Origin of the sequence: Streptosporangium roseum DSM 43021, from assembly GCF_000024865.1 — a bacterium.
Lineage (GTDB): Bacteria > Actinomycetota > Actinomycetes > Streptosporangiales > Streptosporangiaceae > Streptosporangium > Streptosporangium roseum.
Window position 1 is genome coordinate 213,173 of the sequence record NC_013595.1, and the last position, 23,464, is coordinate 236,636.

The 23,464-nt window shown below is 68.1% G+C and carries 24 protein-coding genes, 1 tRNA gene and 2 pseudogenes; 17 read left to right on the plus strand and 10 right to left on the minus strand.

Annotated features, from left to right (window positions below; genetic code table 11):
- Window positions 1–189: 189 nt before the first annotated feature.
- A complete protein-coding gene (locus SROS_RS49060; RefSeq protein WP_012887004.1) occupies window positions 190–819 on the minus strand; it encodes a Tn3 family transposase in 630 nt (209 codons plus the stop codon).
- 128 nt (window positions 820–947) lie between these two features.
- Complete coding sequence (locus tag SROS_RS01030; RefSeq protein ID WP_012887005.1) at window positions 948–1,421, minus strand: GNAT family N-acetyltransferase; 474 nt, start codon at window positions 1,419–1,421, stop codon at window positions 948–950.
- Between the two features lie 709 nt (window positions 1,422–2,130).
- On the opposite strand from SROS_RS01030, the gene SROS_RS45555 reads away from it, so the two are divergent.
- Both SROS_RS45555 and SROS_RS01040 read left to right on the plus strand, forming a co-directional pair.
- Complete coding sequence (locus SROS_RS45555) at window positions 2,131–2,856, plus strand: helix-turn-helix transcriptional regulator (protein ID WP_012887007.1); 726 nt, start codon at window positions 2,131–2,133, stop codon at window positions 2,854–2,856.
- Between the two features lie 69 nt (window positions 2,857–2,925).
- Window positions 2,926–3,462 (plus strand): hypothetical protein, encoded by a 537-nt coding sequence (locus SROS_RS01040; protein ID WP_043651081.1) that lies wholly within the window; start codon window positions 2,926–2,928, stop codon window positions 3,460–3,462.
- 155 nt (window positions 3,463–3,617) lie between these two features.
- On the opposite strand, the gene SROS_RS01045 is transcribed toward SROS_RS01040, so the two are convergent.
- The 3 genes from SROS_RS01045 to SROS_RS01055 all read right to left on the minus strand — a co-directional run bounded on the left by SROS_RS01045 (window position 3,618) and on the right by SROS_RS01055 (window position 5,731).
- Window positions 3,618–4,109, minus strand: coding sequence for a GNAT family N-acetyltransferase (locus SROS_RS01045; protein WP_012887009.1), 492 nt, complete (start codon window positions 4,107–4,109; stop codon window positions 3,618–3,620).
- A 336-nt stretch (window positions 4,110–4,445) separates the two neighbouring features.
- Window positions 4,446–4,958, minus strand: coding sequence for a GyrI-like domain-containing protein (locus SROS_RS01050; RefSeq protein WP_012887010.1), 513 nt, complete (start codon window positions 4,956–4,958; stop codon window positions 4,446–4,448).
- Window positions 4,955–5,731, minus strand: a complete 777-nt coding sequence (locus SROS_RS01055; protein WP_043654423.1) for a MerR family transcriptional regulator — start codon at window positions 5,729–5,731, stop codon at window positions 4,955–4,957. Before SROS_RS01055 ends, SROS_RS01050 begins: the two co-directional genes overlap by 4 nt.
- 100 nt (window positions 5,732–5,831) lie before the next feature.
- Between SROS_RS01055 and SROS_RS49065 the strand changes: the two genes are divergently transcribed.
- Window positions 5,832–6,215: a VOC family protein gene (locus SROS_RS49065; protein WP_012887012.1), complete on the plus strand. Its 384-nt coding sequence runs from the start codon at window positions 5,832–5,834 to the stop codon at window positions 6,213–6,215.
- Between the two features lie 30 nt (window positions 6,216–6,245).
- Here the strand turns inward: SROS_RS49065 and SROS_RS50655 are convergent, their stop codons facing one another.
- A complete protein-coding gene (locus SROS_RS50655; protein WP_052316838.1) occupies window positions 6,246–6,467 on the minus strand; it encodes a hypothetical protein in 222 nt (73 codons plus the stop codon).
- 903 nt (window positions 6,468–7,370) lie between these two features.
- Complete coding sequence (locus SROS_RS01070) at window positions 7,371–8,555, minus strand: esterase-like activity of phytase family protein (protein ID WP_148268909.1); 1,185 nt, start codon at window positions 8,553–8,555, stop codon at window positions 7,371–7,373.
- Between the two features lie 265 nt (window positions 8,556–8,820).
- Here SROS_RS01070 and SROS_RS01075 point away from each other — a divergent pair, with 265 nt between their 5' ends.
- The 3 genes from SROS_RS01075 to SROS_RS01085 are packed head-to-tail and all read left to right on the plus strand — an operon-like array spanning window position 8,821 to window position 11,220.
- On the plus strand, window positions 8,821–9,297 hold the full coding sequence (locus SROS_RS01075; RefSeq protein ID WP_245564533.1) for a SigE family RNA polymerase sigma factor: 477 nt from the start codon (window positions 8,821–8,823) through the stop codon (window positions 9,295–9,297).
- Window positions 9,297–10,739, plus strand: a complete 1,443-nt coding sequence (locus SROS_RS01080) for a hypothetical protein (protein ID WP_012887016.1) — start codon at window positions 9,297–9,299, stop codon at window positions 10,737–10,739. Before SROS_RS01075 ends, SROS_RS01080 begins: the two co-directional genes overlap by 1 nt.
- A gap of 10 nt (window positions 10,740–10,749) precedes the next feature.
- Window positions 10,750–11,220: a MaoC family dehydratase gene (locus tag SROS_RS01085; RefSeq protein WP_012887017.1), complete on the plus strand. Its 471-nt coding sequence runs from the start codon at window positions 10,750–10,752 to the stop codon at window positions 11,218–11,220.
- Here the strand turns inward: SROS_RS01085 and SROS_RS01090 are convergent.
- Window positions 11,190–11,831 carry a response regulator gene (locus SROS_RS01090; protein WP_012887018.1) on the minus strand — a complete coding sequence of 214 codons (642 nt, stop codon included), beginning with the start codon at window positions 11,829–11,831 and terminating at the stop codon, window positions 11,190–11,192. The genes SROS_RS01085 and SROS_RS01090 overlap by 31 nt on opposite strands.
- Window positions 11,828–12,958, minus strand: a complete 1,131-nt coding sequence (locus tag SROS_RS01095; RefSeq protein WP_148268910.1) for a sensor histidine kinase — start codon at window positions 12,956–12,958, stop codon at window positions 11,828–11,830. The genes SROS_RS01090 and SROS_RS01095 overlap by 4 nt, the downstream gene beginning before the upstream one ends.
- Before the next feature lie 143 nt (window positions 12,959–13,101).
- Between SROS_RS01095 and SROS_RS01100 the strand changes: the two genes are divergently transcribed.
- The 9 genes and pseudogenes from SROS_RS01100 (at window position 13,102) to SROS_RS01145 (ending at window position 20,767) form a co-directional block, all read left to right on the plus strand.
- Window positions 13,102–13,692: a hypothetical protein gene (locus tag SROS_RS01100; RefSeq protein ID WP_012887020.1), complete on the plus strand. Its 591-nt coding sequence runs from the start codon at window positions 13,102–13,104 to the stop codon at window positions 13,690–13,692.
- A 784-nt stretch (window positions 13,693–14,476) separates the two neighbouring features.
- Window positions 14,477–14,549, plus strand: a tRNA-Arg gene (locus tag SROS_RS01105).
- Window positions 14,550–14,703: 154 nt separating this feature from the next.
- On the plus strand, window positions 14,704–15,090 hold the full coding sequence (locus tag SROS_RS01110) for a hypothetical protein (RefSeq protein ID WP_012887021.1): 387 nt from the start codon (window positions 14,704–14,706) through the stop codon (window positions 15,088–15,090).
- Between the two features lie 128 nt (window positions 15,091–15,218).
- A pseudogene (locus tag SROS_RS47055) lies at window positions 15,219–16,235 on the plus strand (IS5 family transposase).
- A 99-nt stretch (window positions 16,236–16,334) separates the two neighbouring features.
- On the plus strand, window positions 16,335–16,916 hold the full coding sequence (locus SROS_RS01125; protein ID WP_012887023.1) for a helix-turn-helix domain-containing protein: 582 nt from the start codon (window positions 16,335–16,337) through the stop codon (window positions 16,914–16,916).
- On the plus strand, window positions 16,913–17,467 hold the full coding sequence (locus tag SROS_RS01130) for a transposase (protein WP_012887024.1): 555 nt from the start codon (window positions 16,913–16,915) through the stop codon (window positions 17,465–17,467). Before SROS_RS01125 ends, SROS_RS01130 begins: the two co-directional genes overlap by 4 nt.
- A 335-nt stretch (window positions 17,468–17,802) precedes the next feature.
- On the plus strand, window positions 17,803–18,993 hold the full coding sequence (locus tag SROS_RS01135) for an RNA ligase RtcB family protein (protein WP_012887025.1): 1,191 nt from the start codon (window positions 17,803–17,805) through the stop codon (window positions 18,991–18,993).
- Window positions 18,990–19,649, plus strand: a complete 660-nt coding sequence (prfH, locus tag SROS_RS01140) for a peptide chain release factor H (RefSeq protein ID WP_012887026.1) — start codon at window positions 18,990–18,992, stop codon at window positions 19,647–19,649. Before SROS_RS01135 ends, prfH begins: the two co-directional genes overlap by 4 nt.
- Window positions 19,650–20,098: 449 nt before the next feature.
- Complete coding sequence (locus SROS_RS01145; protein WP_012887027.1) at window positions 20,099–20,767, plus strand: hypothetical protein; 669 nt, start codon at window positions 20,099–20,101, stop codon at window positions 20,765–20,767.
- A gap of 712 nt (window positions 20,768–21,479) precedes the next feature.
- Here the strand turns inward: SROS_RS01145 and SROS_RS01150 are convergent.
- Entirely contained in the window at window positions 21,480–22,307 is an 828-nt protein-coding gene (locus tag SROS_RS01150) for a hypothetical protein (protein ID WP_012887028.1), read from the minus strand.
- Between the two features lie 451 nt (window positions 22,308–22,758).
- Between SROS_RS01150 and SROS_RS51900 the strand changes: the two genes are divergently transcribed.
- Both SROS_RS51900 and SROS_RS51905 read left to right on the plus strand, forming a co-directional pair.
- A complete protein-coding gene (locus SROS_RS51900) occupies window positions 22,759–22,911 on the plus strand; it encodes a hypothetical protein (protein WP_218919794.1) in 153 nt (50 codons plus the stop codon).
- A 150-nt stretch (window positions 22,912–23,061) separates the two neighbouring features.
- Window positions 23,062–23,301, plus strand: a pseudogene (locus SROS_RS51905) (helix-turn-helix domain-containing protein); the annotation flags it as partial.
- Window positions 23,302–23,464 lie beyond the last annotated feature (163 nt).

Consider the following 23,464-nt stretch of genomic DNA (forward strand, 5'->3'; position numbering starts at 1 on the left):
CGCGCCCCGAGGGCCGCCAGCCTGGAGAACATCGCCCGCTTCGTCGACTCCGTCTCCGAGAGCATCGCCCGTGCCGCGGAGCAGGCCCGCGAGGTCCTCCACACGAAAGTCGAAGCCCACGAGCCCAACGACCAGTGATCAAGAGTGTGGCCCGGCTCCGCCGTGTTCCGGTGGCACCCCTCATGGTCGTTACACGGCGGTTCCGAGGTCGAGACGGCTGTCCATGGCGAGGTGGAACCGGCCGTAGGGGATGACGTGTGCCCAGAACAGCGAGGTCAGGGCGCGCCGGTCTTCGGCGGCGAGCTTGTTCGCCCAGGCCGGGGCGCGGAGGACGGCTTGCAGGAGCTGGGTGTTGATGAACACCGGCGAGGATCGGAGCAGGCGGAGGGCGAGCATGGAGACTTCGGCGTGCTCGTGGTCGGCGCCGCTGAGGACGCCTTCCCGCCCGTAGAAGATCTTGTCGTTGGCGGAGTTCCGGTTCTCGGCGACCTGCAGGCCGCTGTTGACCTCCCGCCTGAGTTGTTCGTCGGCGAGGTGGCCGGCTGAGCCCGCCCGCACCGCGAACGCGCCCGGACTCGCTTCCTGGACCCCGGCCGCATGGCCGCCTTCCAGCTCTCCACCTACGTGCGACCTGGCGATGAGCACCACGTCATCGAAGCCGGCCGGACCGCCCTGTCCGCTGCTGCCCAGGAGAACGACCGCGAGAAGGCCGCGATCGTTTACGCCGACATCGCCCAGCCCCAACTCCGGATCGGCGACATCGCCGAAGGAATCACCTGCGCGCCGCTCCCTGGAGTCCGCCCAGCGCAGCGAATCCACCTGGGGGCTGGAGCTTCTCGCCACTGTGGAGACGGCTTCGGCACCCCACACCGATCACGCCGTTCGCGAGTTGCTCGGCGACATCGCCGCTATGCGCGCCCCAGCCCACCGAACCACGATGCTCGCCGTTACGAGGGGTCCGTCAGATCCAGCACCCCGACCGTCTGGCCTCCGCTCTTCTCGCCTGTGAGCTGGAACCCGAGCTTCTGGTAGAAGCCCTCGGGGCCGCCCTCTCCCGGCTCCCACGTGACATACATGTGCGTGCCACCGCGCCGCCTGACTTCGGCGGCCACTGATTCGAAGGCGAAGCGACCGACTCCACGTCCCTGCGCGTCGGGTGTCACATTGAGCCGCCACAAGCCGGACCGGAAATCGATCCCCTTACCGTCCCAGTCGATATCGAGGAAGGCCATGAGGAAGCCCACGGGATGGTCGCCGTCGAAGATGAGGCGTGGCCAGGCCACCCCTGGGTGGACGTAAGCCTCGGCCAGCGACTTCGCCACCGGTGAGACGAAGTGTTCTTGGTCGGGGCGGACTTTCACGGCGATAGCCGTCTCGATATTGGCGGGGGTAATGGGCGCAAGGCGGAGACTTTTAGGCATATGAGAACCATATGGGCTGGTTACGCAGGGCCTCGTGCAGACAGCGCCCCCGGCGCGAGCGACGCACCGCTGAGCCTGACTCGGTGCCCATGCCCTGAACTCACCGTACGGGATACCCGCGGAACGATCTCCTGCCCTGGGCGGATGGTCGAAGCTGTTCAGCCTGATCGTGAGCATGGAACAGCTGAGAACGCCGGCCCGAGCGCAGGACGGTCTGCCCGGTGCAGGTTCTCGCCTCGTCGCGGCGGAGGCCTCCCGGCTGAGCTGCGGCGACAGGCTGGGAAAGGCTCCATGAGATGACCCGGCCGTGATCGCCTCAGCAGGGCCAGGTGGACGCACTCACTATGTAGGAGGTGTCCTCCGACTCCGGGTCGAACCAGACTTCGAGGTTGCCCTCTGCGTCCTCGGCCTCCTTGACCACGCACCTCGGCTCGTATGGAGAGCGATCCAGGCCCGTATAAACGAACGCGGTCCGGCACGCAGGAGCAGAAAGGCACGCCGCCTCTCCCCTGCTGAACCGGCCGGGCGGGCCAAGGCGGGCCGGTTGGCGTTCTTCGACCGTCTCGGGGAGCATCTCTGGGGCGGCTGACAAGCGTCTTGCGGAGGATCCGGACGTCATCCGCCGGCACCGTATGGATCACACTGGTCAGAATCTGCCAGCAGGGTCCGCGTCAGGTGTGAGGGGTGGCGCGGTCGGTGAAGGAGGCGTGTGGACGAGAGCGTGTCGTTGGCCCAGCTTGCCCATCGGCTGGAAGAGGTGGTCGGTGAGCTACGCGGCATCCCTGTCGACGTCGAGCGGCTGGGGGACAGCGAGCTCGTCCGGCAGCAGATCGCGCAGGCCACCCAGTCGGCGAGCGAGCTGCGCGCCATGCATCCGGTGGGCTCGCGGGAGCAGGGCCGCCAGGAGCAGAAGAGCAGGCGCAGCGTGCTCGACGAGCTGCGGCGCGGCATGGCGATGCGCACGATCGTTCACGCGAGCGTGTTGGACGACCCCCGTAAGGCGGCCCGGATCAGCGAGCTGCATGCTGCCGGTAACCTGCACCGGGTCGTCGACGAGCCGATCCAGCAACTGCTCGTCTTCGACCGCACGGTGGCGTTCCTCCGGATCACCCCCGTCGCCTACTCGCCGGGCGCCCTGGCGATCAGGCAGCAGAGTCTGATCACCATCCTCATCGACCTGTTCGAGCGGACCTGGGCCAAGGGCAGGGAGGTCACCGAGCCGACGCACCGGCTGACCCCGCGCGAGCGCGAGGTGCTCGCTCTGATCGCCGAAGGGCGGTCCAACAGCGCCATCGCCCACGCGTTGTCGATCACGGAGGCGGCCGTCGGTAAACACGTGGCCAGCGTGTTCGTCAAGCTTGAGCTACCCGCGACCAAGGACGACAACCGGCGGGTGCTGGCGGTGCTCGCCTATCTGCGCGGGGCGGCGAGGTAGTGCCAGGCCGACCTCATCCTCGCCCCAGCCCCCGTGCAGACGGAATCCGGTACGGACTTCAATGACGTCATGCAACGAATGACTGGATTACTGGTTGGCGCGGTCTTCGGCGCGGTCTTCGTCGTCGTCAACGCGCAGAGCCCGCTGAACACCGTGGCCGTGAACATCCTGCGGGTGGCCGCCTGCCTGGGGGCCGCGAGTGTCCTCGCCATGTGGTTCGCCTCAGCCCGGAAGGAGCGGCCCACCGCGGGCCCGCAGCGGAACATGTTCGGCCGTGGCTACCTGATCGTCGTCTTCGCCGAGGTGATCCTGCTCTTCGGCGGAATCCGGGTGCTCACCGCCTGGGAACGTCCTGAGCAGACCAACGTGGCCTGGGTGGCGTTCGTGGTCGGCGTGCACTTCATCGCGTTCGCGCCCATCTGGAAGGACTGGAGTATCGCCATCCCCGGGGTGGTTCTCACCCTGCTCGGCGTCGCCGGTCTTGTCATGGTGTCGACGGCCGCCATCGCCTGGGTACCGTTCGTCAGCGGCGTGCTGTCCGGGGTGGTGCTCCTGACCGGCACCGTCACCTTCGGCTGGCGCGCCATGACGGCTCGGACGGCCTAGCCGGGACGCGGCCGTGTCGCCCAGGTTGAAAGCGGAGATCGATTCATGGTCCGAATATGTCCGGAACGATCCACCGGGATGGCGCATTCGGGGGCTTTAACGCGAGATGTCACGCAGGGGCCGGCCTGTCCGGCCCCTGCGGGAGGGATGTGGTCTCAACGCGGGTGATAGTTGAGCCGCCCGAGGGGCCAGTGTCCGGACAGCCAGGCCGTCACGGCTCCGTACAGGGGTGCGTCCAGCTCGGCCCGGTCGGCCCTCACCCAGGAAGCCACGTCGGTGTCGTAGCCGTCGCTGCGGGAGGGATAGATGTAGACGCAGCCGATCACCTCGTCGCCGGCCGGCTCCAGGACGGTGTAGGTGAATCCGCGGCGCCGAGCGAAGTCGTCCGCGTGACGCCGCAGGTCGGTGAGGTTCGCCTCCAGGGGCATCCCGGCTGCGGGAGGCCATCCTCGCTCCTGGAAGCCCGGGGTCGCGCGGATGTGCTCGATGCTGCCGGTCCAGGCGGCGTGGTCGGCAGCGTTGTGCCGGGGTCCCAGGGGTTCCAGGCGGAACTGTGAGGTGGCCAGGTCCGGGGGGACGGTGAAGTCGTCGGGGACGAGGCCACTGCCGGAGTCCCGGCCCGTGGCCGGCTGATACTGAGGTTGCATCTGGTCTCACCGTTCGGAAGGGAAGGGGCGCCGGCCCCGGGCTTGCGCATGAAGTGCACCGGCACGCCCTCGACCTCGACGCGGTAGTGCTCGTAGGCGTTGATCGCGGCCTCGGCAACGTGCGATGGGGTGGTTTCGTGGCTCATCGTCGCCTCCTGCAACCGGCGTGATCCCGTGAACTGACGAGAGCCGGTCATCGGTGGGTGCAGGCGGCAGCGTAGCTGGCCGGGGTCTGGCAGGCGCATCGGACATCCCCATGGGGGCGGGGATTAGGCGTAGTGCCACAGCGGGGGCACGTCTGGAAGCCGACCTTCCACGATGGCTGTACGGCGGTGCTCAGGCGAGCGCTACAGGTTGCCTGAGAAGGGTGCGCGGGGCAGGGTCGTCGAAGTCCGACAGATACACCTCGTGATGCAGGCCGTTGCGGACAAGGCCGCGGGCGGCCATGAAATCGTCCATCACCTTCAGCGACACGTGCTCCTCGCTGTAGGGGCCTTCGTGCAGCAGCTCCACGCACTGTCCTTCGGTGAAGGTGACCACCTGTACCCGGTCGACCGCCGCGCCGGAGACGCGCGCCGTCTCCCTGGCGGCGTCGGCCGCTCCCGGCTCCGGCGCGCCGGGCAGCGACAGCAGCAGATGCCAGCGCCACTGGTCGCGCGGCGCCTCTGTCCAGTGCTGCTCATCCTCCACCCACCAGAGGCCCTCCAAGGGACCCACCTGGACGTTCAGCACGGCGGCGACCGTATGGAGGGCCCGGATCGCCGAGACGTGTTCGGTGCCACCGGGTTCACCGCGCCCGGTGACGCTCAGGCAGGTCACAGGGCCGCGGTCGACAAGCTGTGGGGTCATGACTGCTCCTCCAGGGGAATCATCAGGTGGGTGACGAGCTGTTCGGGTGCCGTGGTGGCGGGATCCGACACGTACACCTCACGGATCGGACCGTGTACGGGGTGGCCGTGCTCCGCGCACCAGCTCAGCAGGGCGTGGGTGGTGAGCGGGATCTGGTCGTAGGGGCCGATGTGGGTGGCGCAGGCGAAGACGCCGCCTGGCAGCATGTCCAGCTCGGCCCCTGACACCGGCTCGCCGGTGACCAGGGCGACGTCGACCGGAACCGGATCGCCCAGATCGATCGGGAACAGCCCGATCAGCTGCACGGGGAGACCGGGCGCGCCGGTCCCCAGCCGGGCGACGGCCGCCGACGTGGCGCGGCCGATGTCCTGCGGTCCCGCCGCGCTCTCCCTGACGATCGCGACTCTGCGCGCCGGTTCGGTGACGAGACGGATCTGTGTCGACGGGAGTCCCTCGGCCATCACCCGTTCCAGGGTCCTGATGGTCCGGCGCCGCCTGGCCAGTTCCGCCTCCAGGTCATCGCGCACCCCCGCGAGGACGCCCGCGGTACCCGACAGGACTTGACCGATGACCGCGAGCGGCACGTCCAGGGAGCGGAGCAACCCGATCGACAAGGCCTCGCGCGCCTGCGCCGGCCGGTAGTAGCGGTAGCCGGTCTGCTCGTCCACGTAGGCGGGCACCAGCAGCCCCAGCTCGTCGTAACGGCGTAGCTGCTTGACGCTGAGGCGGCCGAGCCTGGCGAACTGCCCGATCGGCAGCAGATCTCCGTCCATGCCCTTCAGCATGGGGTCTGCCCCGAGGGGAGAGTCCAACCCCGGGGTCCGCGCCGAAATTCGGTGGCGGACGGGCCGGCGCTCAGGCACGATCCTGCTCATGGCCTTGGTGGTGCAGAACGTGGCGATCGACTGTGCGGATGCCTATGAGCTGGCCCGGTTCTGGAGCGGGGTGACCGGCCATCCGCTGCATCCGGAGGACGGACCGGGTGACCCCGAGGTCCAAGTGATGCTGCCGGAGGGCCCGTTGCTGCACTTCAACCAGGTGCCGGAGGCGAAGACGATCAAGAACCGGATCCACCTGTGCCTGCGTCCGGAGACCTCGCGGGAGGCGGAGGTCGAGCGGTTGCTGGGTTTCGGCGCGACCCTGGTCGCTGACCACCGGAAACCGGACGGCTCAGGCTGGGCCGTCCTCGCCGATCCCGAAGGCAACGAGTTCTGCGTCCTGCGCAGCGAGTCCGACCGCGCCGCGACGACTGCCTGATCCCGGAGCCGGTGCGCGTTCCGGCGGCGCTCAGTTCGGTGGGGTCAGGTCGACGAAGGCGGTGCAGTTCCCCGGCCACGCGGGATTCCCGGGTGTGCCGGGCGTGGGCTGCACGGTGCACCGTGTGTGAGCGATCTCGCCGATCGCGCTCCGCACCGTGACATGGATGTCGTTGCCCATGCTCGCCAGGGAGACGGCGACCACGCTGCCCGGATAGTTCGCCAGCGACGAGATGTCGACCCATCGGGGCACCGTTCGCAGATCCCGGATCAGTGTCGCCCCGTCGCTCCTGGCGGCTCCGATGAACGTGAGGCTGCCCTGGAACGCCGTGGCGAGGCTCGCGCTGGAGCCCTGCGGCCCCTGCGGGCCCTGCGGACCTGGCAGTCCCTGAGGTCCCTGAGCTCCCTGAGGTCCCCGGACTCCCTGGAGGCCCTGGGGACCCTGGGGGCCACGCAGACATTTGGACTGCTTGCCGTATGCGTTTTTGCAGCCTCCCGGTGTGAGGAACGTCGAATTTCCGGAAGGGCCGCCGAAATGGCTGATCAGAGCCGTCCCGCCATTACGGGAGACCGGGTAGGGGAGGCTGGTGTCCGGCTTCTCCGCGGCGGCTCCGGCCGGCGCCTGGTGTGATCCCGCCAGGAACGCGCTGATTACTGTCGTCGCGACGATCCACGCCCGAACCCGCCTGCCGGGCTGTGGAGAGAGAGCACTCCTGTTGCCGTTAGAGGTCATTTCATTCCGTATCGTCGGTGGTTCCGCTGGATCGGGCTCATATGAAATCACCATGGCGGTGACAGCCGGGAGATATCCAACGGTAGGGGTGACGGTGCGTCGATGCGGTTAACGGAGATTAAATGGGTGTCGCGGCGCGGGAAAAGTATTCTCATCCACCACTTCCGGCGGTTCGCTTTCCGGGCCGGATTACGACTTCGGTCCGAATCATCGAATTAGACGGAATTAATTTACGATGAGGGCGCATGGCCGGGATTCGGGGGATCGCGGCCCGCCGCGGGGCGTCGACGCGGAGCCCGCGACTCCGGGGGGCGACCGGCCCCGCTTCATCGCCTGAGGGGCTCTCCCGTCAGGCCGGGAGAGCCCCTCAGAGGGTCACAGGCGGACCGTGACGTCACAGGCGGACGCGGGGGTCCGCAGCCGTCACAGGTAGACGCGGGGGTCCGCCAGGAGCGGGCGCGACAGCCGTATGGTGATGAACTCGTTGTCGTCGGGCCGGTCCGGCGTACGGCCGGCGGAGAACGGGAAGTTGTTGTCGTCCAGCACGCCCAGCGTCCGGTCGTCGAGGATCACGATGTCCTCGATGGTCTGGAACGGGAAGCGGAAGGTCTCCCCGAACCCGCCCAGGCCGCGCGGGTTGGCCAGGTCGAGCAGGTCGGCGACGAGGGTCTTGCGCAGGTCCCGGTCGCGGGTGTCCACCAGGTAGATGCGCTTGGTCCTGGCCGCGTCCCCCTGGAGGTTGTCACGCTCGATGACCAGGAACCGGTTCCGGTCGACGGCGATCATGTCGCCGATCGCGTTGTCCGAGCTGTCCAGCCGGTAGGTCCAGCGCTTGCCGGTGTAGGCCCGCCTGCGCAGGTCGAACTCGTGCATCCGCAGCGATCCGGACGGGTCGCCGGTCACGGTGCCCTCCAGCAGCGGATACAGCCTGCGGCCGTCGACCGAGCGGGCCATGCCCTCGAATCCCTTGCTCCGGCCCAGGTTGGGCTGGCCGCCGTCGAGGAACGGGTTCTCCGGGGCCTTCACGTCGGGCAGCGAGACGGGGGCCTCAAGCAGCCTGCCGGTAGGCGAGAAGTGCAGCAGGAACGGGCCGAACTCGTCGCCGATCCAGTAGGTGCCGTCGAGGGTCCGCACGATCGACTCCACGTCGAAGTCGGCGCCGGTCAGCTTCCGGTCGGTCCGGGTCAGCGGCCAGGTCACGTGACCGTCGGGGTCGCTCAGGTCGAACCCGCCGAGCACCTCGACCTTGCCCCGCCGGAAGTCGGGCCTGATCCGATGCACCCGCAGCAGGAAGTCGGCGCTGTTGGCCTTGGCGCCGTAGCCGTTGTCGGACAGCGCGTCGAAGGTGCCGTCGTGCCGCCGTACGATGCCGCTGAAGCCCTGCACCGGCTGCCCGGCGAAGGGCGGGGTCACCCCGTTGACCGGCGCCGTTCCGAGCTGGGCCCCCGACGGCTCGCTTCCGGGCACGAACGTCTGGGCGGGCAGGGAGGCGAACCCGGTCAGCGTGGCGCGGTCGAACCCGGGGCGCCAGGGGTCGGCCACCGCGGGCGCGGCCATCGCCAGTGCCAGTACGGCCGCGCCAAGGGTGATCGTCATGCGTCGTCTCATGGCGGCACGCTAGGGAGTCCATGTGAACGGCTGATGTTGCGCTGCGGGCCGTACAGCGGAACACCTGGCAAAACGGAGAAGACATCACATAAGGCGATCGGGAGGAGATATAGGCGAGTAACGACGAAGCCCGCGAAGCCCGCGAGGTCCACGGAGGCGGTGAAGTCGTGAAGTGGACTCTGCGGGGAGGTGAAGTGGACTCAGCGGGGAGAGGGCGGTGAGGCGAGGGATGCAACAGAACGGAGGTCCCCCGCGTCCTTGGGTCGTGGAGTTCACCGATTTCGTCGCCGCGCGGGGGAACGCGCTGTACCGGTACGGCTACGTCCTCACCGGTAACGCCGAGGATGCGGCCGACCTGACCCAGGAGGCGCTGATGCGCTTGGGGGACGCATGGTCCAGGATCCGGAAAAAAGATGATCCAGAGGGGTACGTCCGCACGACCATGGCCCGCCTGCACATCAGTCTCTGGCGGCGGCTGCGCAGGGAACGGCTGGTCGAGGCGGTTCCCGAGGTGACCTACACCGACGATCGCCTCGACGGCGACGTCGGCCTGTGGAAAGAGCTGGAGGGCCTGCCGCCCAAACAGCGGGCGGTGCTGGTCCTGCGCTACTACGAGGACCTGCCGGACCAGGAGATCGCCGAGCTCCTCGGCATCTCGCGCGGCACGGTGCGCAGCCAGGCGGCCCGCGCGCTGGACAAACTCAGGATCCGGATCACCGATCTCGAAACGGGGCGAGTGTGATGACGTACGACAGGAGCGAGGCGGAGCTGGCCCGCACGCTGGCCGGCGCGGCCGACGCCGCGCCTCCACCGGTGGGCGACCTGCTCACGGCGGTTCACCGGCGGCGCGGGCGGCGCACGCGCAGGCGGGTGCAGTCCGCGCTCGCGGTCGCCGGGGTGATCGCGGTGATCGGCGGTGGTACGGCGGTGGCCAGGGGGACCTTCTCCAGCGGGGGCGGAGAAGGACGGATCCTCGCCGACGCCACGGCCACGGCCACGACGTCCGTCGGGCCGACCGGCACCGGCACCGGCAAGATCGCGATACGGCCCGCGGCCGAGGTGTGGCCCGCGGCGGTGACCAAGATTCCCATCAAGACGGCGGACGGCTGGAGATACCGGCCGGTCGCCGGGCTGAGCGCCACCGAGCTGCTGTTGGTCGCCGAGTCCTCCTTCGAGAAGGCCGGGCGGCTGGAGGCATATGACACCGCGGCCCGCCGGAGCACCGTGCTCACCGACACGCCTGCCCCCGAGGGGGTCAAGGGCTATTTCGTGCAGGCCGTCGAGGTGGGATCGGAGTACATCGCGTGGTGGGGGGAGACTCCCAACAACTCCGACAAATGGGCCGATTTCTGGGTGGTGCCCCGGGCCGGCGGCACGGCGAAGCAGGTCGGGCAGGTCACCGGAGACCTCTCCGAGGTGGAGCGGATCGGCGTCACCGCGGACTCCGTCGTCTGGTCGGCGGCCGGCGGGGGGATCTACCGCATGCCCCTGGCCGGAGGCTCCCCGGAGAAGATCGCGGGGACGGACGGCCTCCACCTGATGTCCTGGCCATGGGCGGTTGACGTCGCCAACGGGAGAGAGGGCGAGGGCGAGCAGAAGAACCAGACCAAGGTGGTCAACCTGGAGACGGGGCAGACGACCGAGGTGAACGTCCCGGACGGTGTCCAGGGGCTCCGCTGCGGCCCGGTCTGGTGCTTCGGGAAGGAGAAGGACCAGGAGAACAACGCAAGCGTGGTGCAGCGGGTGGACGGTTCGGACCGCAAGAGCCCGCCGGACCTGAGCGCCTGGGGCGGGGGGCATCACCTCGCCCGCGGGTTCGGACTCTTCCAGGTCTCCGGGGTCGTGGGCCGGGACGCGCGGGGCGAGGAGATCGAGGACGCGCAGGCGCCGTTGGCCGCGGTGTACGACCCGGTCACCGGGACCACGGCCGGAATCGGCAAGCGGGACCCGTCCGGTGGAGGGGGCTACGGAACCGGCACCTCCTCCTCGCCCACGTCGGTCCTCTACTGGGACGAGGGGCAGCGGCAGGTGGAGAAGTGCAGGAAGGTCGACGCCACCTCCGTCCCCCGACCGCCGGGAGAGCCTGTCCCCACGGGGAAGGTCACGTCGTGCACGACGACCGTGGAAGGCGGCGGCAAGGAGTACACGGTCGTGAACCTTCTCGCAGTCCCTCCGTCGGAATAAAGTTCCAGGTATGAGGATCTTCAACAATGTCAGGGAGCTCAAGGCGGCCGTCGGCGAGCATCTCGGCTACACCGAATGGCGCCGGATCACCCAGGAACGGGTCAACCTGTTCGCCGACGCGACCGACGACCACCAGTGGATCCACGTGGACGTCGACAAGGCGAAGGAAGGACCGTTCGGGGGGACCATCGCCCACGGCTACCTGAGCCTGTCGCTGCTGCCGTCATTCATGACGGAGCTGGTCCGGGTGGACGGCCTGGCCATGGGGATCAACTACGGGCTCAACAAGGTCCGTTTCCCCGCGCCGGTCCCGGTCGGCGCGCTGATCCGGGCGGGGGCGGAGCTCGTCGACGTCAAGGGAACCCCCTCGGGTTACCTGTCGAACATGCGGCTGACCATCGAGGCCGAGGGACAGAAGAGGCCGGTCTGCATCGCCGAGACCCTCTCCCTCTACGTCCCGGTCCCCGACGAGAGCTCCTGAGCCAGGATCGCCGCCTGGACGCGGCTGCGGAGACCCAGCTTGTTCAGCAACCTGCTGACATGGGTCTTCGTGGTTGCCTCCGCCATGTCCAGCTCGACGGAGATCTCCGCGTTCGACATGCCCCGCCCGATGCAGGCCAGCACCTCCCGCTCGCGCGGGGTCAGGCCGCCGACCTCCTGCGGCCTGCGCTCCGGGACGGCCGTGCCGAAGGCCGAGATCAGCCGCCGGGTGACCGACGGTGAGATGAGCCCGTCCCCCCGGGCCACCACCCGAACGGCCTCCACCAGCGCGTCGGCGTCGGTGTTCTTGAGCAGGAACCCGGCGGCCCCCGCCCGCAGCGCCCCGAAGATGTATTCGTCGATGTCGAACGTGGTCAGGATCAGGACGTCGGCGATCCCGCTCAGCTCGCGCGTCGCGGAGATCCCGTCCAGCTTCGGCATCCGGATGTCCATCAGCACCACGTCGGGCCGCAGTCCGAGGGCCATGGCGACGGCCTGCTCCCCGTCCGAGGCCTGGCCGACGACCTCGATGTCCTCCTGGCCTTCGAGGATGAGGACGATCCCGGCGCGGACCGCCGCGTGGTCGTCGGCGACAAGGACTCGGATGGTCATGAGATCTCCCCGGTGGGCAGCTCGGCGCGGACACGCCAGCCGTCGTCGTGTGGTCCGGCCTCGATGGAGCCGCCGACGAGGACGGCCCGCTCCCGCATCCCGATGAGTCCCGCGCCCGCGCCGGGAAGCGCCCGCCCGGCGCCGTCGACCGGGTTGTCCACGGTCAGGGTGAGCAGGCCGGGCCGGTAGCCGATCACCAGGTCGGCGACCTTGCCGCCGTGCTTGAGCGCGTTGGTCAGCGACTCCTGGACGATCCGGTATCCGGCGAGGTCCACCGAGGCGGGCAGATCCCGGGCGTCGCCGTCCACCCGGAACCGCACCTCCAGCCCCGCCTCCCGCGCCCGTTCGGCCAGATCCTCCACCTCGGCCACCCGCCGCCGGGTGGCCTCGGCCTCCTCGCCGTCCTGCCGGAGCAGCCCGATCATGGTGCGCATCTCGGCCATGCCCTGGACGCTGTTCTCCCGGATGGACTCCATGACGTTCCGTACGGCCTCCGCGTTCAGGTCCTTACGGGAGAGCACGGCCGTGGACTGGATGGCGATCGCGCTGAAGTGGTTGGCGATCATGTCGTGCAGCTCCCTGGCCATCCGGGCCCGTTCGGAGTCCACCGCCGCCTGCCGGTCCAGCTCCGCCAGCCGCGCGACCTGCTCGGCCCTGGACCGTTCGGACTCGGCCCGGTCGTGGAGCTGCTTTATGATCATCCCAGTGGAGACCGGGGTGACCCCGATGAGGCCGAGCTGAACGACGGCTACGGCGAGAAGGCTCAGATCGCGCGAGAAGAACCAGGCCGCCGTCCCGCCGACGACGGCGAAGACCGAGGTGATGCCGAGCATCCACTTGCCCAGCCTGGCCGGGCCGTACCGGACGGCCGCGTAGAGGTTGTCGGTGAAGACCAGGATCGTGCCCATGGAGGGCCCCAGGAAGCCGTCCGCGACGATGGCCACGAGGCCCAGCCAGAGGGCGGCCATCGGCGAGCTCCGCCGTACCGCGACGCCCAGGCAGCTGACCAGCAGCGGTCCGACGAGCAGGTAGGCGGGCGTCGCCCGGTGCGGGTAGGCGTGGGCGGCCAGCAGGACGAGGCCGCCGGCGAAGCACGCCACCGCCCACAGCGCGTCGTCCCGTCTCATGCCCTCCATCCCATCACCTCCGGCGGGACGATTGATCCGGCTGGGGAAGGGGCTGCCGTACACATGTCGTACACACAAGGATGTAGGCCGGTTCATCACCCTCGACGATGTCCGGCCGGGGGGCGATCGGTGATCCTGGGACCATGATTCTGGCGGTTATCATCGGTTGCGAGATTGGATTCTGGGTCCTCCTCGGGCTGGGGCTCGCCTCGCGCTATCTCTGGGGCATGCGGCGGCTCAGCACGGTCCTGCTGGTCTCGGTGCCACTGCTCGACGTGGTCCTGCTCACCGCCGCCGTCATCGACATGCGCGGCGGGGCGCAGGCGGCCTGGCACCACGGCCTGGCCGCCGCCTACCTCGGCTACTCGATCGTCTTCGGCCACCGGACCGTCAAATGGGCCGACGCCGCGTTCGCCCACCGCTTCGCCGGAGGCCCCGCACCGCAGAAACCCCCGCCCGGCGGCATGGCCAGGGCCCGCTACGAATGGGGCGTGTGGATCCGCATCGTCATCGCGTACGGCATCACCTGCGCACTGCTGTTCGGCCTGATCCGCATCGTCGACGACCCCTCGCGGACGGCCGCTCTGACCGCCTTCATGGGCAGCCTGCTCAAGGTCCCGCTGATCGCGGCGCTCTGGCCGGTGAGCTACACCCTGTTCCCGAAGAAGACGCCGAAGGAGGCCGCCGACGATCGGGACGGCGGCGGGAAGGTCACCAGCGACTCCAGCGCATGACCTCCTCCACAGGCTTGGGGCCCGTCTGAATTGTGTACTCCAGGGCGGAGACCACCTACATAGCCTGCGCGTGCGGTATGCAGAGGAGCCACACGGTTATGCAGAGGATTCGTGTGGCATGTGACTCGTGCGGCATGCGTGAGACATGTGACTCGTGGGGCATGTGACTCGTGCGCCATGCGTAGGGCATGTGACTCGTGTGGCATGTAGGGAACCCGCGCAGTATGCAGAAGACTCGCACGGTATGCACAGAGGACCCGCACGGCACGCAGAGAACCTCGGTCCCTCCCGTTCCATGCAGAGCGACCCCAGCCATGTCCGGCCCTGCGAACAGGCACACCCGGCCGGCATGAACCTCCAGACCGCAGACCCGATCGAGCGGAACGCGCCGACCTGCCCGCAGGTTCGCAGTTCGCAGTTCGCAGTTCGCAGTTCGTGGATCGCAGTTCGTGGATCGCGGATCGCGGATCGCGGCGCGACCGCCGGGGCCTTCACCTGAAGATCCTCCGCGAGACCGTCCCCTCCGCGTCGCCCCCGAAGGCAGCTTCCACCGCACCGGACTCCGCCTGGCCGAGACAGCGACCCGCTGCCCGAGAGCGCTCCCTCGATCCTCCACACCGCCCCTGTCCCACCTGCGTGATCACCCCGGTCCTCCGATCCCATGAGCAGGGGACGTCCGCTCGCCCACACCGGAGAACGCGGAGATCGACGAGCCCGTCAGGGACGCGTCCGTTAAGTGGTTCGAGGCACGGCTCAAGACCCGCTATGATTACTTACGCAGCGAGCGGCCGTAGCTCAATGGATAGAGCATCTGACTACGGATCAGAAGGTTGGGGTTTCGAGTACCTCCGGCCGCACAGCAGGTCAAAGGCCCTCCGGGATCATCCCGGAGGGCCTTTTTCGTATCCGTACAGCAGCGATTTACAGCAACGGCGTCTGCCATCCGCCACTGATCGAGTGCCTTGGGCATGCTCCGCGTGAGAGGCATCCGTCGTGGAGGAGAGGAAGAATGTGACCGGGACCCGCATTCTCTCGTTCAAAGCCTGGCGAGGGGGCCGCTATGTCGGCCTGGCGGAGGTTCTCACCTCTCTGGGTGCCCCGATCGACGGCCACCGCTGGCGGTTGACCATCGACTGGCTCGTCTCCCCCGAGCTTGAAGCGATCACCGAGGCCACGGCGGGCTCGCTGGTGACCACGGGTCGTCTCATCGAACTGTTCAGCGTGGAGTGTCAGCTCATCGATGGAGAGCTTGTCGGACACGGCGACAGCCCATCGGCGCCGGAGGTGAAGATCCGAGCGTTCGACAGCGGCCACTGGGATGTGCAGACGGACAGTCCTGAGCTGTTGGAAAAGATCGTCACGCTCTATCCCGACGCACAGGAGCTCCCCGAGTGGTGAATCCGCGAGACATGCTGCGAAAGACCCTCCAGGAGCGGCGCATCCTGGAGGGCCTTAGGACCTTGTACGGAGTTGAGATCAGAGGGATTCACCTGCGCGGTGGTCTGCCGTCCTGGTAGGCCATCGCCATGGCGCGTGGAGATCTCACCGATGACGAATGGTCTTTGATCGATCCTCACCTGCCCTTGGGTGAGCGAGGTCTGATCCCGGACCTGCGCCGGTAGTTCAGCCGGTAGTTCAACGGTGTGATGTGGCGGTTTCGTACCGGCAGCCCGTGGCGGGACCTGCTCGCCGAGTACGGGCCCTGGTCCCCCCTCTACGACCGGTTCCGGTCGTGGACCACGGCCGGCGTCTTCGGGCGGTTGATGCAGGCCGTGATCTCCGAGGCCGCTGCCCGCGGGCAGGCCGACCTTGACCTGGTCAGCGCGGACTCCACCACGGTCCGTGCCCACTGCCACGCCGCCGCAATGGTCGTGGACGGTGCGGTGGTCAAGGCGTTGGAGGAGGCCGCTGAGCAGGAAAAGGGGCTGCGCCAAAGGGGTACAACGCCCAGGCCGGCGAACCCGGCGAAGACAGGGACAGGGACAGGGACGGGGATGAACGCCGGCGGCTACAACGGCGGCGCCGAATACGGCTGACGGCGGCCGGGCTGGGCCGCTCGCGAGGTGGGCTGACCAGCAAGGTCCACCTGTCGGCCGACCTGCGATGCCGTCCACTGTCCTTCGTCCTGACCCCGGGTCAGGCTGGAGACAGCCCACAGTTTCGTGCCGTCCTGGCCCGCATCGAGATCCGGCTGCCCGCCGGTCGCCCGCGCACCCGCCAGGACGCGGTGGCAGCCGACAAGGCCTACTCCTGTCGCGCCAACCGCCTCTATCTGTTATCTGTGCAGGCGCCACATCGGGGCCGTCATCCCCGAAAAGACCGACCAGGCGGCCAACCGCAAGAAACGTGGCTCCCGCGGCGGCTGCCCGGTCAGTCACGATCCATATCTCTACAAGCAGCACAACATGGCGGACCGGTGCATCAATCGCATCAAAGAGTGGCGCGGGCCGGCCTTCCGCTTCGACACGACGGCCGACAGCTACCTCGCGGGCCTTCATCTACGCGGAGCCATCTTGTGGGTCCGAAGCCTTCAGCCCCTCTGAAGATCAGAAGTCCGTACAGGCCCTAGTGCGACGTTCCTGAATGCGGCCGTACATCCCTGCCCGCCGACCTGGGGAGATGATGGTCTCAGGGGTATTGTCATGCCGAAACTGCTGTACGCGCGTCCGCCGGCGGACGCCGAAGAAGAGCGGCAGATCCGCAAACTGGCCGGGGCCCGCCATGCCCCGGCCGACTGGATCACGCGGGCGCAGATGATCGCCTTCAGCTGGCAGGGGCAGCGCACCAGCGCCATCGCGGCCAGGCTGGGCTGTCACATGCAGACCGTGCGCGAGCGGATCGAGCGCTTCAACGCCGAAGGCCTGGCCGGGCTCGGCGATCGGCCCGGGGCGGGCCGTAAACCCCGGCTCACCGAGATCGAACGCGGGTGTGTCATCGCCCTGGCGCGCTCGGCCCCGCCCGGACGACCGGTTCGCGAAGGGGCTGGCGACCTGGTCGCCGACGACGAGAGCGGTCCCGCGCAGTGGACTCTGGACAGCCTGACCGCCGCCGCCCGCGCGCAGGGCATCGTCATCGCCCGCAGCCAGGTCCGCCGGATCCTACTCACAGAGAAGGTCCGCTGGCGGCACACCCGCTCCTGGAGCGAATCGACCGATCCGCAGTTCACCCCAAAAGGGCCGAAATCATCGGCCTCTACACCCACCCGCCGCCCGGCACCACGGTGATCTGCGCCGACGAGCTGGGACCGGTGACCCCGCGCACCTTCCCGCCCGCACCCGGCTGGTCGGTCGGCGGGCATCGGATCAAGGACCGGCTGGAGTATTCACGCGGCACCGACAAGACCTGGGTCTACGGCGCGCTGCGCATCCGCGACGGCACCGAGCTCACCTTCTGCGCGCCCTCGCGCAACAGCGACGGCTGGATCCAGCTGCTTCAGCAGATCGCCACCGCCAACCGGCGTGGCCCGATCGTCGTCATCACCGACAATCTGTCCAGCCATTTCAGCTGGCGGGTCCGGCAATGGCTGGCCCGTCATCCGCGGATCCGCCAGGTGTTCATCCCGGTCAGGGCCTGCTGGCTGAACCTGGCCGAGGGCTGGTGGCGACTACTGCGCCGGGCCGCGTTCGCCGGGCAGACCTTCGCCGACGCCACCGAGATCGCCTACGCGGTCGCCCTCGCCACCGCCCAACTCAACGCCCACGCCCAGCCCTGGATCTGGGGACGGCCATCCCCGCAGCCCCGAATCCTCCGGCATAAGTTCGTCTACCTGCTTTAAGGAACGAAGCACTAGCGGTACGGGTCGACGCCTTCCGCCGGCGCGAGTTAACCATGAGGCCACGGCATGAGAGTGCACGCATCCGCTGTGTTCTCCAGCGTGTCGACCGCAGCAATGCACACGTCATGAGATGGCGGTGAGTGCAGGCATACAGGCCCATACGACCGAAAACCGCTTGCCTCGCGTGGTGGGCTCAGGGAACGTGGTGTCCATGACGCTCTGACGGACAGCACCCCGCCACTCCGAGATGCCACGGTGCCGACGCGCCCCGCAACGCTGTCAGCCCATACCCCTTTAGCTGTCAGCCCGTACCCTTTTAAGGGAAGAGAGCCTTTTTGTCTCAGCAACACTCCCGGCAGGAGTCCTCGCTGCCGTCCACCACGGCCATGGGTCCGGCCACCGTCGCCGTGTTCGCCTCCCCCGCGAGCTGGATCGAGTCCGACGCCCTCGCGCAGTGCCACCAGGTGGCCGCCCTCGACGGCATGATGCACGTCGCCGCCATGCCGGACCTGCACCCTGGCAAGGGCGCCCCCATCGGCGCCGCCATGGCATCGACCGTGCTGTACCCGTTCCTGGTGGGCTCCGACATCGGTTGCGGCATCGCCGTGTTCCCCATGAAGCTCAAGCGCGCCGTACCCGAGAAGCTCGCCGCCCGCTTCCCCGACCTCGATCGCGCGCTGGATCCCGAGCAGGATGCCGACGACCCGGCCTGGGACGTTGTGAAGGGCGATATCCCCGCCGGTCACGTCGAGGGCCTCGGGACGGTCGGCCGGGGCAATCATTTCGTCGAGCTGGCGCGGATCGGGACCGTCTTCGAGCCGGGCCACGCGAGCCGTCTCGGACTCGCCGACGGCGACCTGGTTCTCATCGTCCACAGCGGTTCCCGGGGGCTGGGCGAACGGATCCTGCGGGCGCATACCGCGGTCCACGGTGCGGGCCCCGCCCCTGATCCCGGCGCCTACCTGGCGATGCATGACGACGCCGTACGCTGGGGATCGCTCAACCGGCGGTTGATGGCCGCCCGGGTCGCCCATGCCCTGGGGGCCGAGCCCGCCGAGCCGCTCGTCGACCAGTGCCACAACCTGGTCGAGGTCCGCGACGGGGTCTACCTGCACCGCAAGGGAGCGGCGCCGGGTGACGGCCGCGACGTGCTCATTGCCGGTACGCGAGGCACCCCCTCCTATCTCGTGGCCGCCCACGCCGGGCCGGACGCCAATCATTCCGTCGCGCACGGCGCGGGCCGCAAGATGTCGCGTGCGGACGCCCTGCGCCGGGGCCGGGCCAAGCACACGGTCGAGGAACTGCGCCGCACGCCGGTGGGCTCGCTGGTGGTGTGCGGAGACCGCCAGCTGCTCTTCGAGGAGGCGCCGACGGCCTACAAGCGCATCGAGCAGGTGATCGCCGACCTCGTCGACCATGACCTGGCCACGCCCGTGGCCACCACGGTCCCTCTGGTCACCTACAAGACACCCGATCTCGGATCCGCACCCCAGCGGGACCAGCGCCGCAAGCGAGGCCGGCAGTGAGCGTCCACCTGCTCCTGTCAGCCGGGCGCGGCCCGCAGGAGTGCGCCTGGGCGCTGGCCCGGCTGCTGCGCCGCCTGGAAGCCGATGCCACCCGGCAGAACCTGGAAACCCACCGGGCCCAGACCGTTCCCGGCGACCGGCCCGATACCTACCGATCGGTCCTGATCCAGATATCGGGAGCCGGTGCCGAGGCGTTCGCCGCCTCGTGGACCGGAACCCTGTGCTGGCAGGCCCCCAGCCCATACCGGGCTGGCACAGGCCGGAAGAACTGGTACGTCATCGCCCAACCGTGCCAGGTCGACACCCCGCGCACGACGTTCGCGGAGGCGGACGTCGACATCGTCGCCTGCCGCACCGGCGGCCCCGGCGGTCAGCATCGAAACAAGGCCAGCACGGCGGTACGGGCGACCCACCGGCCCTCGGGGATCGTCGTCGTGGTCGACACCGAGCGGCAGTTCAGCCTCAACCGCCGCATCGCCATGCGGCTGCTGCGACAGCGCATCGAGGACGGCGACGCGACGGCAGGGCGTGCCGTCACCACCGCTCGCTGGCGCGTCCACGATGAGCTCGTACGCGGCAACCCCACCCGTATCGAACGTCCGGAAATGCCGGAGCAGGACCTGGCTTCGCAGGGACAGACGCGCCGACGACCGTGACAGTCCGCCCGACCATGCCCTGCCGCGGAAGGAGAATCGCACCCGACAGTATGAGAATCGCCAGCGCAAAAGCACGCACGGTAAGGACCTGCCGGCACGATCGCGGTACCCCGGCGCCGTGAGCAGCCCAAGGAAGCTCACCGAGAGTGGACGCAACTGTGGAGGCCCCCAAGCCTGGAGCACAGGGCACAGGGCACAGGGCACAGGGCACAGGGCACAGGGGCACAAGAAGCAGTGCGGAACGATGCGAACCAGTGAACGCCAAAAGTCCAGCTCAGAACGCCTTCTAAGAGATCACCGCAGGTCGGTCACCATGGCGGATCAGATCTCGATGTTCTGAGCTGCCAGGCTCCTGAACCGCGGTGATCTCGCTGTAGTCCTCCTCAGGACACAGCAAGGTCCCCGAAATCCGGAACGATTCAGTCACTGGCGTTCGATTGGATGGGCGTATGACTGCTCAGGATGTGGCCCGTCTGCTGCCCGGTGTCCCGATGCTCCGCGACCTGTGCCGGTCCATGGCGGTGCTGGAGGCCATCCTGAGCCCGGAGTGGGAGAGCCGCTACCACTCCTTCGACGCGGCTTGGAGCCCGAGGGAGGAGATGGCCTCCATGCGCAACGGCTCGGGAGATGAATACTCCGTAGTCTTCTCAGCGATGGGTGCGTACATCCGCGGCTTCGATCACGAGTCGGTGATGAGTCCGTACGCCAACGACGGGCCGTGGCCGGGGGTGCTCGACTCGGTCCCCGGCGTCTTCCGCCACTGCGTCGAAGAGCCTGCGTTCTGCGACGAGGACGGCATGCCGATCGTGACCGCCTGCCTGTGGCGCGAGGCCGGCGACGACCGCCGGCGGGCGGGTGAGATCGAGTATCCGGACTGTGAGAGCGATCCCGACGGAGCGGCGCATCTGTTCGGGCTGCTCGTCGATCCGCCCGCGGAGGCGTTCCGGCGGTTCGCCGAGGACTACTACGAAGTGCCCGTGGACCTCGACGCGGTGCGGCACGTCCATGCCCTGCGTCCGCTGACGCAGGCGGTGGTCACCGCGCTGAACGCCGACCTCACCTTGAGGGATCTTGCCGAAGACCTTGCGGCATCCCGGTATCCGTCTGCCGCCGATTGAGAGGCCAGAGACCGCTGCCGATCCTTCCCGCCCAAGCGGTGCATCTGGTGGCAGCAGCACCGGCGCACGCCGAGCGGAGTGCCGTACAGCAGCGGCGTACAGCAACACCGCCTTACACGATCACACGCTGCCGGCCCACATCCACCGCCTGAGCAGGGGGAACGCCTCTGACGAGGCGTCTGCCCTTCCACTACGGATCAGAAGGTCAGGGGTTCGGGTCCTCTCGGCCGTGCGTAACGGAAGCCCTGGTCATCCCAGCGATGACCAGGGCTTTTCGCTTGTAGATCATGTTTCGGGGTCCGGCGGCTGTCGGGCGATGCCGGCTGATCGTCCCCAATACGGCCCCACACTCCGGAGCTCAGGGCCTCGCTGATTCGCCGCTTGGCGAGCTCGTCTTGACCCCCATGAGGCATTTCTCATAGGCCCTGTGGAGAACCTCCACGCCGTTGCCTGCCCACTCGGACCTGCTTCGGCGGAACGCACGCGTTGAGCCACGTGGAGCGGCAGGCGGTGAGGTGTGGTCCTCGGCGCTCCGAGCCGTCTCACGGGCCTTCGCCAGATTCGCAGGAATGTGCTCTTGGCCAGCTCAGCCACGGATGAAAAGGCTCAGTGCCTCCTGATTAGTTCCCCTGCCCATCTGAAGGGGACGCCGCTCAGGCGGGAAAGATGTCCACGGGTTCGCCCGCCGACGTCGGTTCCTTCTTGGCGCAGGTCAGAAGGGGCCGCTCTCCGGATAGCCAGCCTTTATGACGGCCTTGCGGATCTTCGCGTTGAGTTTCTTCTCGCTGATGACCTTGCCGGCCGCAGGTGCAGCGATCTTCACTTTGGCGCCCCAGTCCGAATACTTGGTATCGGTGTGGAAGACCATCTGGTCATAGGCCGCGGTGTCGCCGTCCGGGTAGGCCGTCGTGTCGACGACCGTGCGGGTGAGCAGGTTGTGTTCATCGAAGTACAGGTGAAACTCGACGTTGCCTTCCCCGGCGGACTTGTCGTGCTGGAAGTCAGCGAGTGTGGCGGTGCCCTGATATTGGCCGGTCGCTACTTCTGATGCGTTGTCCAGCATGAACTGCAGTTGCGCTGGAGTGACGCCCATGTCGAGGACAGCGTTTTCGCGCCCACTGGCCTTCGACTGGATCCAGGAACGACCGGAAGGCAGCGCCTTGGCGATGCCGGCGTTGGTCACGTAGGCGTTTCTGCCCTCAGCGATGATCCGGTAGGGCGGGTTGGGCCCTTTCGGGCGTGAGGACATGCGGACACGGAGGTCGGCAGCCGCTACGTTGCCTTTGTCGAAAGCCAGGGTGCCGACCGTGCGGGTGCTCACCTGTACCTGCATGGCCCGATCGTCGGCGGTGAAATCGAGGGTGATGCCGCTTGTTTCGGTGATCTTTACGCCTTTGCCCGGGACCAGCTGGGCCTTCAGGGCTTTCACCGGGTTCACTGGAGCGGCCTGCACGGATGCGACGGATGCCGCCTGAGCGGGTACGGCCACCGCGCACACGACCGCGGCCGTTGCCACGAGGCCTGCGAAGAAGAGCTTCATCAGCGTCCTTGCTTGGGGGGATATAGCAGGGAAAAGGGTAAGAGAGTGGTGTTGGCGCGATAAGGAATGTCTTGTAACAATCCTGTGCAGGCCGGTGATCCCAAGTGGTGATAGCCCTCGATGAAGGCGGGGTAGTCCTTGCGTCCGCTCTCGTATTTTCGGATTAGCCCGGTCCGCCCCACGAGCCGACCCTGCCCTCCTCTGTAGGCTGAAGAGCAGAAGGAGCATGCCGCCCCGTTGACGGCGTTCATCGTGCACGCGCGGTCCGATGTCCCGCGTTTGTTGGCCAAGCTCCGCCGCCTGCGCGCTCTGCTGGAGAGTGCGCACCACGATGACGCCGATGATGGCCAGTCTTGCCAACGCGGTTGCTACTGAGGCTGAAGCTCGGAAGTTAGATCATCATGCGTGATTCATGACCGTTAGATGGTCATGCATTCGGTATGCCGGAATTATGAGGTATCCGGAAGGTGGCGGGCTGACCGCCAAAGACCGGGCGCGACGCGAAGCGGTACGGCTGCGCGCGGCGGAGATGTTCGCCCAAGACGTGTCTCAGGCCGAGGTGGCCCGGCGGCTACGCGTCCCGGCGATGTCGGCCAGCCGCTGACATCGGGCCTGGAAAGTCGGTGGAGTTGCGGCGATGGCCTCCAAGGGAGCGGCCGGATGGCCCTGCCGGCTCAATGAGGAACAACGCACCCGGCTGGAAGCCGAACTGGAGGCCGGTCCGGCCGCACACGGCTGAAGTGATCAGCGCTGGACACTGGCCCGAGTGGCGGATCTGATCGCCCGGCTGTTTCGGATCCCCTGCAGCCTGCGCGGGGTTTCGCTGTTGCTGCACCGGATGGGCTGGTCGCCGCAGGTGAGCGTCCATCGGGCCGCGGAACGCGACGAGGTGGTGATCACCTGGTGGAAGACCGAGCAGTGGCAGCGGATAAAAAGACGGCGGCGGCTCAAGACGGCTGGATCTGCTTCGAGGACGAAGCCGGCCAGATCTTGAGACCGCCCCGAGGCCGGACCTGGTCACTTTGAGGACACCCACCGCCGCGTCCTTACCGTCCTCCGTTATCCGGACCAAGCCTGACCTCTGACATGGGGTGCATCTAGGTGCACCCCATGGCGGTAGCCTGCGCCATTCCCTCCTCGCCGCGCCGTTCCTAGGC